This is a genomic window from Pseudonocardia zijingensis (genome assembly GCF_042657305.1).
Classification (GTDB): Bacteria; Actinomycetota; Actinomycetes; order Mycobacteriales; family Pseudonocardiaceae; genus Pseudonocardia; species Pseudonocardia zijingensis.
Map to the genome: position 1 here is coordinate 173,497 of NZ_JBHSKO010000015.1, position 12,945 is coordinate 186,441.

12 protein-coding genes and 1 tRNA gene are annotated in these 12,945 nt (G+C 72.5%); 4 read left to right on the forward strand and 9 right to left on the reverse strand.

Going from position 1 to position 12,945, the window contains the following annotated elements:
* Window positions 1-102 precede the first annotated feature (102 nt).
* The gene (locus ACFPL3_RS26460) at window positions 103-1,335 is read right to left on the reverse strand and encodes a sensor histidine kinase (protein WP_343946291.1); all 1,233 of its coding nucleotides are present in this window, start codon (window positions 1,333-1,335) and stop codon (window positions 103-105) included.
* A 73-nt stretch (window positions 1,336-1,408) separates the two neighbouring features.
* Between ACFPL3_RS26460 and ACFPL3_RS26465 the strand changes: the two genes are divergently transcribed.
* The gene (locus tag ACFPL3_RS26465) at window positions 1,409-2,056 is read left to right on the forward strand and encodes a response regulator transcription factor (protein ID WP_343946292.1); all 648 of its coding nucleotides are present in this window, start codon (window positions 1,409-1,411) and stop codon (window positions 2,054-2,056) included.
* Window positions 2,057-2,107: 51 nt separating this feature from the next.
* On the opposite strand, the gene ACFPL3_RS26470 is transcribed toward ACFPL3_RS26465, so the two are convergent.
* Both ACFPL3_RS26470 and ACFPL3_RS26475 read right to left on the reverse strand, forming a co-directional pair.
* Entirely contained in the window at window positions 2,108-3,556 is a 1,449-nt protein-coding gene (locus ACFPL3_RS26470; RefSeq protein WP_379589694.1) for a peptidoglycan-binding domain-containing protein, read from the reverse strand.
* A 396-nt stretch (window positions 3,557-3,952) separates the two neighbouring features.
* A tRNA-OTHER gene (locus tag ACFPL3_RS26475) sits at window positions 3,953-4,044 on the reverse strand.
* A gap of 78 nt (window positions 4,045-4,122) precedes the next feature.
* On the opposite strand from ACFPL3_RS26475, the gene ACFPL3_RS26480 reads away from it, so the two are divergent.
* Window positions 4,123-4,689 carry a dihydrofolate reductase family protein gene (locus tag ACFPL3_RS26480; protein WP_343938359.1) on the forward strand — a complete coding sequence of 189 codons (567 nt, stop codon included), beginning with the start codon at window positions 4,123-4,125 and terminating at the stop codon, window positions 4,687-4,689.
* On the opposite strand, the gene ACFPL3_RS26485 is transcribed toward ACFPL3_RS26480, so the two are convergent.
* Window positions 4,690-5,697 carry an RNA polymerase subunit sigma-70 gene (locus tag ACFPL3_RS26485; RefSeq protein ID WP_343938361.1) on the reverse strand — a complete coding sequence of 336 codons (1,008 nt, stop codon included), beginning with the start codon at window positions 5,695-5,697 and terminating at the stop codon, window positions 4,690-4,692. It abuts the gene before it with no gap.
* A gap of 318 nt (window positions 5,698-6,015) precedes the next feature.
* On the opposite strand from ACFPL3_RS26485, the gene ACFPL3_RS26490 reads away from it, so the two are divergent.
* Complete coding sequence (locus tag ACFPL3_RS26490; protein WP_343938363.1) at window positions 6,016-6,441, forward strand: DUF7144 family membrane protein; 426 nt, start codon at window positions 6,016-6,018, stop codon at window positions 6,439-6,441.
* A gap of 488 nt (window positions 6,442-6,929) precedes the next feature.
* Here ACFPL3_RS26490 and ACFPL3_RS26495 read toward each other — a convergent pair whose 3' ends face one another.
* Both ACFPL3_RS26495 and ACFPL3_RS26500 read right to left on the reverse strand, forming a co-directional pair.
* Complete coding sequence (locus ACFPL3_RS26495) at window positions 6,930-7,577, reverse strand: alpha/beta hydrolase (RefSeq protein ID WP_343938375.1); 648 nt, start codon at window positions 7,575-7,577, stop codon at window positions 6,930-6,932.
* 590 nt (window positions 7,578-8,167) lie between these two features.
* Window positions 8,168-8,356, reverse strand: coding sequence for a hypothetical protein (locus ACFPL3_RS26500; RefSeq protein WP_343938365.1), 189 nt, complete (start codon window positions 8,354-8,356; stop codon window positions 8,168-8,170).
* Window positions 8,357-8,405: 49 nt separating this feature from the next.
* Here ACFPL3_RS26500 and ACFPL3_RS26505 point away from each other — a divergent pair, with 49 nt between their 5' ends.
* Window positions 8,406-9,449, forward strand: coding sequence for a hypothetical protein (locus ACFPL3_RS26505; protein WP_343938367.1), 1,044 nt, complete (start codon window positions 8,406-8,408; stop codon window positions 9,447-9,449).
* A gap of 250 nt (window positions 9,450-9,699) precedes the next feature.
* Here ACFPL3_RS26505 and ACFPL3_RS26510 read toward each other — a convergent pair whose 3' ends face one another.
* The 3 genes from ACFPL3_RS26510 to ACFPL3_RS26520 are packed head-to-tail and all read right to left on the reverse strand — an operon-like array spanning window position 9,700 to window position 12,788.
* A complete protein-coding gene (locus ACFPL3_RS26510) occupies window positions 9,700-11,130 on the reverse strand; it encodes an MFS transporter (protein ID WP_343938369.1) in 1,431 nt (476 codons plus the stop codon).
* A complete protein-coding gene (locus ACFPL3_RS26515) occupies window positions 11,127-11,573 on the reverse strand; it encodes a MarR family winged helix-turn-helix transcriptional regulator (protein WP_343938371.1) in 447 nt (148 codons plus the stop codon). The genes ACFPL3_RS26510 and ACFPL3_RS26515 overlap by 4 nt, the downstream gene beginning before the upstream one ends.
* Before the next feature lie 57 nt (window positions 11,574-11,630).
* Complete coding sequence (locus ACFPL3_RS26520; protein ID WP_343938373.1) at window positions 11,631-12,788, reverse strand: acyl-CoA dehydrogenase family protein; 1,158 nt, start codon at window positions 12,786-12,788, stop codon at window positions 11,631-11,633.
* Window positions 12,789-12,945 lie beyond the last annotated feature (157 nt).

Genomic DNA, 12,945 nt, shown 5'->3' on the forward strand with positions numbered 1-12,945 from the left:
TCTGGAAGCCGTGTCGTACGGCTCAGAATGATCAACGAAGATCAGGAGCACCTGGCCGTCGTGTGGACGACGTTGGAGTGCTGCTCGCGGCAACCCCCCACGTCACCCAGGCGGCGACGGCACGTCGACCGCGGCGACGGTTCCGGCCGTTCGGCCGGGCCGGAGGGTGAGCGTTCCGCCAGCGGCCTCGACGCGCAGCGCGTGCGAGGCGAGCCCGATGTGGCCGTCGCGCAGGCCGCGCTCGATCGCGCCGTCCGGGATCCCCGCGCCGTCGTCGGTCACCGTGAGCCGGGCGCGGTCGCCGACGTGGGCGAGCTCGACGGTGACCGACCCGGCACCGGCGTGCTTCACGACGTTGGTGAGCAGTTCCCGGGCCGTGCGGTAGAGCAGGGCGTCGGCGGGGCTCCGCTCGTCGTCGGGCCAGTTCCGGACGTCGACATCGACGGCGAAGCCACCGCGGGCCCCGGCGGCGCGGGCGAGGTCGCGCAGCGCGGCGGGCAGCCCGGCCCGGTCGAGTACGGCGGGGTGCAGTTCGGCGACCGTGGACCGCAGGAGCTGCGACGACTCGGCCAGCGCGCGCTCGACGCGGGCGAACGCCTCCTCGTCGCCGGTCTCCCGGGCGTCGTCGAGGTCCTGGCGAGCGGCGAGCACGTACTGCAGGGCACCGTCGTGCAGGTGCTCGGAGAGCGACCGGCGCTCGCGGCCCTCGATGTCGGTCAGCTCGGCGAGCAGGTCGGTGCGGTCGCGGACGAGTGCACCGATCGTGCGCACCCGGGACCGCTGGATCCGCGACAGCCCGACGCAACCGAGACCCACGCCCGCCAGCAGCAGGGTGCGCAGCAGCAGCGACGCCCACGGTTCCTCGTTGGCCACCCGGGTGGCGATCCCGGCCGCCAGGTACACGAGCACGGTCGGGACGACCACGGCGGCGCAGATCCGGGGCCGCAGCTGGGTGGCGGCCAGCACGGGGACGAGCGGGAACCCGACCTCGAGCACGTCGGAGGTCCAGCTCTGCGGTGACGCCACCCCCGTCAGCAACGTGAGGACCGCCAGCACCGCGAGGTCGACGAACTGCGCCAGCCAGGCCGTCCGTACCGCGGAACGGGTCCCGGCCCGGACCCAGACGGTGGCCCCGCCCACCCACACCGCGTACCCGGCGACGACGAGGGCGCACGGGAGCAGGTTCCGCTCGGGCGGAACGGCGAGGAAGGTCAGGACCACGAACGCCAGCAGCACGAGGCGCAGCCACGACTGCAGCATCAGCCCGCGGCGGGCGTGCTCCAGGACGACGGCGGCCACGTCGGGGCCGAGACCGGGTGCGTTCGGTGCGGGCACGGCGACCTCCGGCGGTGCGCACGGCCTGCCAATGGTGGCACCGGAGCCTGCTCTGCGTCCCTATCCTGCAGCGATGGGCTCGGGCGACGCGCTCGTGCGGGTGGTGGTGGCCGACGACCACCCGTTCTTCCGCGACGGGGTCAGCCGCGGGCTCGCCATGAGCGGACGGGTGCGCGTGGTCGCCGAGGCCGAGGACGGCCGTGCGGCGCTGGAGGCGATCCGCACCGAGCGGCCCGACGTGGCGCTCGTCGACTATCAGATGCCCGGCGTCGACGGGCTGGGCGTGGTCCGGGCGACCGTCCGCGACGGTCTGCCGACGCGCGTCCTGCTGCTCTCCGCGCACACGGACGGCCCGATCGTGTTCGACGCCATCCAGGAGGGCGCGGCCGGGTACGTCTCGAAGGACGCCCGCCGGTCGGAGATCGTCGAGGCCGTGCTGGACGTCGCGCGGGGACGCACCGTGGTGCCCGCCGACATGGCCGCGGGTCTCGCGGCCGAGATCCGGGTGCGCGCCGAGGCCCGGGGGCCGGTGCTCAGCGAGCGGGAGCGGCAGGTCCTGCAGGGGTTCGCGCGGGGGCTGTCGATGCCGGAGGTCGCCGCGGAGCTCTTCATCGGGGTGAGCACCGTCAAGACCCACACCCAGCGCCTGTACGAGAAGCTCGGCGTCTCCGAGCGGGCGGCCGCCGTGGCCGAGGCGATGCGCCGCGGGCTGCTGGAGTAGCGCGCACGGCCGACGGCCCGCGCCGTCCCGGCGCGGGCCTGTTGTCGGTGATCAGTTACCCATCTGGTTGTTGCCGTGCGCGAGGAACTGGACCAGGGCCTGCTCCGTCGCGGCGTTCATCGTGCCGGTCTGCGGGAGGCCCGCGTCGCGCTGCAGGTAGGTGATGGCCTGCGTGGTCTGGGCGTTCATGATCCCGGTGACCGCGCCTTCGTAGTAGTTGAGCTGGCCGAGCTCGCGCTGCAGCGTCGAGACCGCGGCGGAGGGAGCAGGCGGCGCGGGTGGGGCCGGCGGGGCGGGCGGGGCCGGCGGGGCGGGCGGGGCCACGCGGTGCGCCGGGACCCGGTCCGGGGCCACCCGGACGCCGATGTGCGCGTCGCCGGCGACGGAGGCGGCGGAAGTGGAGGCGGAGGCGGAGGCACCGCTGCTCGGGACCGCGGCCGCGGCGCTCGCGGGGGCGGCGGACGACCGGCCGATGCCGAGCACGAGGCCTGCGGTGACGGCCGCGCCGACCACGGCGCAGGCGACCGCGAGGCCGACGGTGCGGGCACCCGAACCGCGGCGCTCGGGCTGCGGGGCGGACTGCTGGACGTCGGTGGGGGTGACGGTGGTGGTGTTCATGATGATCTCCTGGAGGCTGTTCCCGGGGCGTTTCCCCGATGCCTCAACGGTGCCGCCGGCGCGCCGCGCGCACCGTCCACCGGGAAGGCCATGCGCAGGTCGAAGCCGGTGTCCACCGACGGGGGGACAGCGGTGTCGGCTACAGGGGTGTCGGCTACAGCGGCGGCCGGGGAGCGCGGGGGATCCGGCGAACAGGTCGACGAGCCGGTCCCACCGCGAACGGCGCCCCGGCGGGAACCGGCGGCGCGCCCGCTCCATGCGGCGCTCGTCGTAGCGGGCACGCGCCCACGGGGAGTTCGGGCGGGCCAACCGCAGCGCCGCGGCCAACGCCAGGAACGGGACGAACACGCCCACCACCCCCAGGACCGGGCGGCCCTTGAGGATCGCGACGAGCGCGAACACGAGGTTCGTCGCAACGCCCAGCGCGGTCACCACCGCGCTGCCGCCCGAGTCCTCCCCGAACGGGTTGACCCCCAGGAGCAGCAGCACGCCGACGATCAACGCGACCAGCACGGCGTCCACCGAACTGCGGCCCTCCCGCTCCCAGTAGACGTCCTGCAGGTGCAGCCACAGCGCGAACTCGTCGAGGGTCAGCGCGGCGCCCATCCCGAACAGGACGGCCAGCACGTCGGCCCACGGCGACGCGGGCCGGTAGGTGAACTCGGCCGTGCCCGCACCGAGGATGAGGAAGATCCCGTACACCTGGTGGTGGACGTGCACGCCGCCGAGGTTCGCGTTCCGGAAGGGACCGCGGCCCGTCTTGATCGCCCGGGTGATCGCCCTGGTCGCGAGGAAGGTGACCAGGTACGAGATCAGCATCCAGCCCACGAGCGCCCGCCGCTGGGTCAGCTCGGGGAGCAGGTCGATGTGGATGCCGGACATGCCCGCCTCCTCGCCATCCGATGCTCGTCCACCTGTCAACCCGCGCGCGGTTGGTGCAGCTGCCACCAGTAGGCCGCATCGTCGTGCCGCGACGGCACGCCACCAAGACGCTCAGCAGGCGGTCACCCCGGGGACGAGAGGGCCAAACCGCTCTCGACGACCCGGAAGGGCAATTTGGGGCCTCTCCCCGCCCATGATCACGGAGTCGGCGCAATCCCGGGTTGAAAACGCCCGGGAACGCGCCCAAACCGTGATCATCCCAGTCGGACCGACCTCCGGGGGGCGCCGCGCACCCACCGGCCAGGCCCCGCCTGCCCCGCGATCTGCCCCGCACGATGCGTGGCGCCCCCGGAGGCCCAGCCGACCTGCGGTAACCCCGCCCGGGCCAGAGCCGTGTGGCGGAGGCGGACGGGAATCGAACACGTCTGACCGAGGTGCTCGGCCACGTCGGCTTTGGAGACCGCGGGGGCCACCAGACGGACGCCTCGCGCCAGCGGCCCACACCGATGAGGTTTCCGCGACACGCTCGTCTGTACGTGCGACACCGACCCGCGGGAGGCTGCACGATGCGCAAACTGATCTTCGGTATGAACGTGTCCGTGGACGGCTACATCGCCGCGCCCGGCGACGACATCGGCTGGAGTGGGCCGCCGAGCGACGAGCTGTTCCAGTGGTGGCTCGACCAGGAACGGGCGAGCGGGCTGACGCTGTACGGGCGCAAGCTGTGGGAGACGATGAGCTCCTACTGGCCGACCGGCGACCAGCAGCCGGGCGCCTCCCCGGCGGAGATCGAGTTCGCGCGGAACTGGCGGGACACGCCGAAGGTGGTGTTCTCCTCGACGATCGAGAAGGTCGACTGGAACACCCGCCTCGTCACCGGCGACGCGGTCGCCGAGATCACCCGGCTCAAGGCCGAGGACGGCGGCCCCATGACCATCGGTGGCGCAACGCTCGCCGGGGCGGCCATGCGGGCCGGGCTGATCGACGAGTACGTGCTGGCCACCCACCCGGTGCTGGTGGGCGCCGGCACGCCGTTCTTCACGGGGCTGGACAGCTGGGTGAACCTCGACCTGGTGGAGACGCGGACGTTCCCCGGCGGCGTGGTGATGACCCGGTACGAGACGAGGCGATGATCACAGCGTCGGCGGCAGGCCCAGCCATGGCTTGCCGCCGGCGTCGAACCCGGTGAGCTCGGCGATCCTCCCGTCCACGACGCGCAGCACCGCGACGGCGAACAGCCGGTGCTCCGGGGCGTCAGGGGTGCGGAGGTAGAGCGCGGCGGCCGGCATGCGGTTGACCGTGGTGGCGATGCCGCGCCAGTCGTCGCGGCCGCGCTGGAAGAGCCCGCCGGCGACCCAGCCGTCCACCGCGTCCCTGGCCGTCGCGACCGAGGTGCCCGCGTCGGGCAGCATCGCGAAGCGCAGGTCGTCGCGCAGCAGGGACGTCAGCCCGTCGAGGTCGTTGCGCTCGTGGGCGTCGATGTAGGACTTCACGACGCCGCGCTCCTCGTCCGACAGGTCGCGGGTGGCGGGGCTGCGCCAGTCGAGGCGGCGGTCGGGCAGCTGCTCGCGCACCGTCACGCGCGCCCGCTGCAGCGCGCTGGTGACCGACGCGACGGTCAGCTCGAGGGCGTCGGAGACCGTCGACGCCGGCCAGCCGAGGACGTCGCGCAGGATGAACACCGCCCGCTGCCGCGGCGGCAGATGCTGGACGGCCACGACGAACGCCAGCTCGATCGTCTCCCGCGCCACCACCGACTCCTGCGGGTCCTCGGGCAGCATCCGATCGGGGTACGGCTGCAGGTACAGCAGTTCGGAGCCGCGGTCCGGCAGCCCGGACGGCACGGGAGTGCGGTCGTTGCGCTTCTCCAGGAAGTCGAGGCACGCGTTCGTCGCGATCCGGTACAGCCAGGTCCGCAGCGCGGCGTGGCCCTTGAACGACTCCCGCTTGTTCCACGCCCGCAGGAACGTCTCCTGCGTCAGATCCTGCGCGTCCTCGTAGTTCGCGAGCATCCGGTAGCAGTGCACCTGCAGCTCACGCCGGTAGCGCTCGGTCAGGTGCGCGAACCGCGCCGCGTCGTCCGAGCGGACGGCCGCGATGAACGCGGCTCCGTCGTCGCGCAGCGGCCTGGCGTCCGTCATGGTCGTCGATCCTTCCACCGGTGGGTGCATCACCAGGACCGACGACGTGGCGAGGGGTTCCTGATCGGTGGCCTGCCGGCGGAGCGCGCGCCGGCACATCGGTCGTGGTGTTCGCACACCGGTTGCAGTCGGTGTGTGAACGCGGGAGGTGGTGTGCGAGCGCGTGGAGGACGGGCCGCGCTGGTGCACGCGATTCACTCGTCGCGGGCGAGGCAGCACGGGTCGCGGCTCCCTAGCCTCGGCCGCCCGACGCACCCGCTTCGGCCTCCTCGACAGGTTCCGACAGCGTCACGCCCTGACCCGAGTGGAGAGGACGCCATGAGCACGATCCACCCCCAACCCGCCGACCGCACCACGGTAGCGGCGTCCGGTCCTTGGGTGACCGGGCTCGCCCTGTTCGCCGGGATCCTGATGATCGTGGTGGGGATCTACCACGCGCTCGGTGGGATCGCCGCGATCATCGGCGACCAGCTCTACGTCACCACGCCCGACTACACCTACACGCTCGACATCACCAGCTGGGGTTGGATCCACCTGGTGCTCGGCGCGGTCATCGCCGTCGTCGGCGTCGGCGTCGTGACCGGCCAGGCGTGGGCCCGGGCCGTCGGCGTACTCGTCGCGGCGCTGAGCATGGTCGCGAACTTCATGTTCGTCCCGTACTACCCGATCTGGTCGGTGCTGATGATCGCGCTGTGCGTGGCGGTCATCTGGGCGCTGGCGGTGTGGAACCCCTCCACCTCCTGAGCTCCGCAGCCGAGCGCGCACGCCTCACCCGGCGGATCGGCTGCCCTCGACGGGCTTATCGTCGGAGCCACGGCGGGGCGGCGGCACCGGCGGCGGGTCGGTATCGGGTGCCTCCGAGGTCACCAGCGACGACATCCACCGCGTGTGCGGGTCGCTGTGGCGATCGCGATCTCGCTGGTCCCGCCGCTGGCGGTGGTCGGGCTTACCCTGGAGTCGGGGGCGCCGGCCAGGCGCGGGTGCGCTGCTGCTGTTCGCCACGAACGTCACCGCGATCATCGCCACGGGCACGGTCGTCCTGATCGGCTACCGGGTGCGCGCCGCCGCCGTCGTCGCGGGCCGGCCCGTCGGGCAGCTGCGCACCCGGACCGTGGCCGTCGTCGGGTTGCTCGTCCTCGTCGTGGCGGTGCCGCGCGCGGCGCTCGTCCGTTGCGGCCGGTCACACCGGCCCCGGCGGACGGCATTCCGGTGTTCCGTCCCGATGGGGATGATCAACCCGGGAGGGACGAAGCCCACCGCTTGAGGATCTTCGTGTACGTGCTCGGGTCGGCCTGGTGCATGATGTGCGCCGCGTCGGGTAGCGACTCGTAGTCGACCCGCACACCGGCCTCCTCCATCAGCTGCCTCGCCCGGGCGGCCTGCTGGTCGGAGAGGGCGCCGATCAGCGTGCCCGTCTCCGGATCGACGCGCCGGACGTGGTGGGTGAGCAACACCGGCGTCTTGACCTGCCGCAGCAGGCGACCGTGTGGGCAGTTCGCAGCGACGGAGCCCTCGACGAAGGCTCGTGCCCACTCGGGGTCGTACTCCTTCAGGTTCTGCGGGGCCTCGTCGTCGGTGGGGAACGCCACACCGGGTGGGGCCGCGGCGACCGCCTTCCTGAAACCCGCCCAGTCGCCGACGCTCCACTGGTCGCCCAGGTGGTCACGGAGGAGCGCGAAGAGGGGCCCGACCGCCTGACGGATCGACGGGCCGCACTCGGGAACGAGTTCGGAGGCGAACAGCGGGGGATCCTCGCACAAGGCACCCCGGATCTGCCCGGGCATCGCGTCGGCGGACAGCCAGGCCGCCAGAACCCCACCGGAGGAGTTCCCCGCCACGACGACCGGCCGGCGCACCACCAGGGAGAGGAAGCGGACCAGGTCGTTGCGAAGGTGTGCGGGACGAACACGTCGCGCTCGGCCGGGTCGGTGCTCATCTTCGGCCCGCGGGTAGGTCGGGCCGTCGCGGTTGCGGGGTAGTCGCTGTCGATCACCCCGCTAGGCTCTCCGGCGTGAGGACCGGACCGCGGCGGCGATCCCGATGAGTGGAACGGCGCCCGCGAGCGGTCGTCCGGGGCGACCGGCGCGCGGCGAGCCGCTCCTGCAGCGCGCATTCCGGATCCTGGGGCCTTCTCCGACTTCGACGAGGCCCTTCCCCTCCACGTGCTCGCCTCCCGGGCGGGGTACGCGGAGCCCGCCAGGATGACGACGGTCGCTGCCCCCATCCTGGACCGCGACGGCGGATCGTTGGGTGCGCTGTCGTTGCTCGCACCGGACGACGGCCGATCCCGCGTACCGGCCAGGGTCGCCCTCCGCACAGCGAGCCTGGCGATCTCCCGATAAGCCGGGCACCTCAGCCGCTCGGGAACTCCCCGGGGTAGCGATTGACCACGGCGGCCTCGCACGGCTCCCCCGGCCACGGCACGATGTGGTAGCTGGCGTCGCCGGCGACGAGGTTCCGGCTCAACGTCTCACAGATCGGCGATCCACGGATCGAACTCGAAAGCCGTGGTGCCGGCGTGCTCGTCGATCAGTTCGAACTCGCCACCGCACTGCTCGACTTGCTCGACACGCCAGCGGAGTGACCGCGCGCCGATTGCCCGGATGACTTCCGCGCGGATCCGGAACCATCCATTGCCATGGCTCAGCGACGGTGTCACGCTGACCGTACAGAATTATTTCTCGTGCCCGATTCGGGGGGATTCCGGCATGAAGTTCGGTTGGGGCCGCGCACGCCGTCAGAGCGACGAGGGCGATCTCGCCGCGCTCGACCGGATCGCGGAGCAGGTGGCCCACCATCTCCGCACCGGGTCGCGGGAGACCGCTCTCGAGCTGGCCCGTCAGCAGCTCGCGCCGGCCGCGGTCCAATGCGTCGAGCGGCACACCTCGACGACCCCGGGGGCGACCCACGCGCTCTGGTCGGCCGGGCTGGCGGCGTTCGACGACGGCCAGACGGAACTCGCCCTGCAGTTCAAGGCCCGAGCAACACAACTCGCCATCTTCCACAACGCGTCCGGGGCCACGACCATGTTTCCCGCGCACGAGATGCTGCTGGAGACGTTCGGGACGTTCAACCAGTTCGGAAAGCAGTTGAAGCCGTTCGCGGACGCGGCCGATTCCCGGAGACTGCAGATGATCTCCGACCTCACGTGGCCGTACCTGAGGTTCCCTGCCGAGGTCCTCATCGCGGCCGCAGATCTGGTCTCGCTGCTGGGCCGCCTCGACGAGGCCCCACGGCTGATCGCAGTCGTGCTCGGCGGGTCTGCCGTCGACCTGGAACCGTTCATCCCACCTCAGGCCGTCGAGGCCCGCTTGGCGGCACAGGAAGTCCGGTTCGCGCTCGGCACCGTGCTGTGCCTGCTCGAGAACCGGAGGTACGAGAAGGCCGACGAGCACCTCCGCACAGGACTCGTCCGGCTGGTCGAGATGGAACGGGGATCCGGCGCGGTGCACGCCGCCGGTCTCACCCGCACCCTGAACGCGCTCAAGCTCCTGCTGTGCCAGAGCGGGAACTTCACGCCGCTGATCAGCCTGGAGACGGCGTTCGACGGTCTGCAGGAGCTCGACGGCTTCACCCTGGAGACAGCGGACGACCCGATCCTCCAGGCGGCCATGCGGGCCCGGATCGTCCTCGACGGCGTGGTGAGCGGCTACAGCCAACGCCTGGCCCTCGTGCTCGACACGCTCGACGACAACTCGCCCACTCGGCTCGAGCAGATCATCGACGGCGCGGGCGAGGGCGCCTCGTCCTGACCGGAGCTCCTACCCGTGGTTCGTCGAGATCGCACCGAGCACGATCGCGCCCGGGCGAGCCGGTGCTGACGCCAGACCGGCAGCGCCGTGTAGACCAGTCCGGCCGGGCCGAGCTGGTCGAGCAGCTCCGTGGCCTTCGGGTGTCCAGTGAGGGCGCCCAGCAGGTCGAAGACCGACAGCGCCCGGGGCGGTGCGTTCCGCGGAACCCGACCGGGAGCTTCCGGCGGGTGCGCCGTACCCGGCGAGGAGGCTATGGGGTCTCGGACGACCGTCGGCTGGCGAGGGCGAGGCTCGTCAGCGTCGTGATCGCCATGGCGCCGATGCCGATCAGCGCCGCGGTGGTGTAGGCGCTGTCGTCGGGGAAGAGGCGGCCGGGGCCGGTGCCCGCGGCGAGGATCAGCCCGCCGATGGCACTGCCCAGGGAGTACCCGACGCTGCGGACGACGTAGTTGACGCTCATGGCGCTCGACGTCTCGCTCTTGGGGGTGACGGCCAGGATGACACCGGGCATCGCGGCCGAGAAGCCGCCGACGCCGAAGCCGAGCACGCCCATCGCCACGAACAGTTCGGCCAGATTAGACCGGGCCGCCGCGAACAGGGCGAACCCACCGCCGACGACGACGGCGCTGCCGGCCAGGAGCACGGGGTCGGCGATCCGCGTCCGGAGCCGCGGCGTGAGCTTGCCGGCGACGAACCCCAGCACCGAGAACGGGATGAGGACCAGCCCGGCGACGAAGGTCGTCAGCCCGAAGCCGTAGCCGGCGTCGTGCGGTGTCTGCGCGTACCGGGTGACGAGCGTGAGCAGGAGGTACATGCCGATCCCGCCGACGAACGTGGCGACGTTCGCCCCGGCGACCGCCGGGTGCCGCACCGCCCGCACATCGACCAGGGGCGTCGTGCTGCGCAGCTCGACGACGACCCAGACGCAGAGCAGCACCATCGCCACGACGGCGAGGCCCGCCGCCACGGCGAGGTGCCGGCTCCACAGATCCCGTTCGCCGGCGAGGAACAGCACGAGGAGCAGCGCCGCGGCCAGCACGACCGCGCCCGGCACGTCCACGTGGGCGGAGCGGCCTTCGGGGGCGTGGGGCACGGAGCGCCACGCGGTCAGGAGGGCGGCGGCGGTGACGACCAGGCCGAGGCCATAGGCGGCCCGTACCCCGCCGAGCTCGGTGAGCAGTGCGGCCAGCGGGTAGCCGACACCGACCCCGATGATCGAGACCACCGAGATCAGGGCGATCACACCCCCGCTGCGCTCCGCGGGGAGGTGGTCGCGGGCGACGCCCATCATCAGCGCCGTCAGCCCGAGCCCGACGCCCTGGGCCGCCCTGCCGGCCAGCAGCCACGCGAACGGCAGCGGCAGCACGGTGAGCGCACTCCCGGTGACGACGACCGCCAGCGTGACGAGGATCGTGGCCCGCCGGTGCGGTCCGGCTCCGAGCCGGCCCAGGACCGGCGTGGCGACGGCGCCGCTGAGCAGGGTGACGGTCAGCGTCCACTGCGCGCTGTCGAGCGAGACGTCGAACGAGGTCGCCACGCTGGTGATGAGCGGCGCCCCGAGACTGCCGACCGCCGCCACGACCAGCGCGATGAACACCAGGGCGGGGACCAGCAGCCGCGCCTCGGAACCCGTCCCCGAGACAGCATTCTCCCCTGCCCCGCCGACCGACTCCCCCGTCACCGCTTCGACCCGTCGCGGTCCCGGGTCTCGAGCTCTTCCAGGTGCTTCAGCGCCGGGAGGGCCGCCACCAGCGCATCGACCTCGTCGTGGGTGAGTCCACCGATCAACCGCTCGAACGCGTCGACGCCCGCCTGGCGCCGCATCCGGACGTAGGAGGCGCCGGCCTCGGTCAGGCACACCCGCGTGACCCGCTTGTCGGACGCGTCGCCCCGGCGCTCGACCAGGCCGGACTCCTCCAGCACCCGGACCAGGGCGGTCATCGCAGGCTGGGTGACACCCTCGGCCGCGGCCAGATCGGTGATCCGCCGCGGGCCCGTCCGGGCCAGCGTGGCCAGGGTGGCGGCGGACGTCAGGCTCATGTCCCGGGGCAGGCGTCTCGCAGCCCTGGTGGCCAGGCCGTAGAGGGCTGCCCCGATGGCGGCGGACGCGCCACGACGACTCATGCCCGAAAACATAACAGACTTATATTCACTGTCTATGCAAATGGCGCCGGGAGCCGGTCACAGCAGGGAGATCGCGCTGCCCACGCCGAGCGTGGCGTTGGAGTGGTCCTCGTCGGCGACATAGGGGTTGAACCCCGCATAGCGGGTGCCGACAGCGATGTCCCGCCACTGACGCTGCACACGCTGGTCGAGCAGGAAGGCGCCGGCGCCGCGAAGGTCGAGCAGGTCGTCGAGCGCCGCGCGGCATGCGCTCGCGGCCTCGGCGAGGTCCAGACGCAGCTCGGTCCGTACCGCTGCGTCCGGCGCGAAGCCCGGCCCCGCCTCGTCCAGCGTGTCGGCGACGCGCAAGGAGTCGCGCAGTGCCGTCCGGACCCGGCGTTCCGCCCGGGCGAAGCGTTGACGGGCGAGCGGTGAGTCGATGAGTCGCGCATAGGTCGTCCGGGAGGGTTTCCGATCGCCGGCGAACACGCTCCGCAGTTCCGTCACGGCCGCGTCAGCCGTCCCGAGCAGGGGTGCGAGGTGGCTCAGGACGCCGGCCAGCGACAGCGCGGCCGGAGGCGGGGACGGTACGGCGGGGACCGGGCTGAGCAGCGTGAACGCCTCGGGGACGACGACATCGTCCGCGACGAGCGTGTGACTCCCCGTGCCCTGCAGCCCGGCCGCACGCCACGTCCGTTCGATGCGCAGCTGTGAAATTGGGACGACCACCACACCACCGGCGACCGGTTCGTCGCCCTCGACGACCCGGACGACCAGGGCGGCCCAGTCGGCGACCTCGCAACCGGACGCCATGGCGAACCGGCCCCGTACCCGGACGCCGCCCGGCTCGCGGACGGCCAGGCCGCCGCCGACCCCACTGGCGCAGAGCACAGCGTCGGGGCGGGCGAACAACGCGCTGCGTGCCTCGGCGCTCAGGACGTTCCCGACCTGGGACTTCACAGCCACCGACAACGACGCCACCCAGGCCGTGGAGGTACAGCCACGGCCGAGCTCGATGGCGACGCGCACCTGGTCCGCGAGCCCTGCCTGCCCTCCGCCGAACTCGCGCGGCACGCCCGTGGCCAGCAGCCCCGCTTCCTGCAGGGCGGTCATGCTCGCCGGAGCCGGCCGACCCAGCTGTTCGGTCTCCTCGGCGTGCTCGGCGAGCACCTGCGCGGCGTCCCGGGCACGAGAGACCAGCTCCGCCGATGTCGAATCGGAAAGGGTTGCGGACACGGTCCTTCTTCCGTTGGTGAGCCGCGCGCCGGCCGGCACGCCGCGGATCGCTTCTCAGCACCATGATCCACAGAGACCGTCCCTGGACGTCCCGCGACCCCGGAGACAGGTGTCGCGGGCATGATCACGACTTCGGCGCAGAAACAGGCGAAATCGA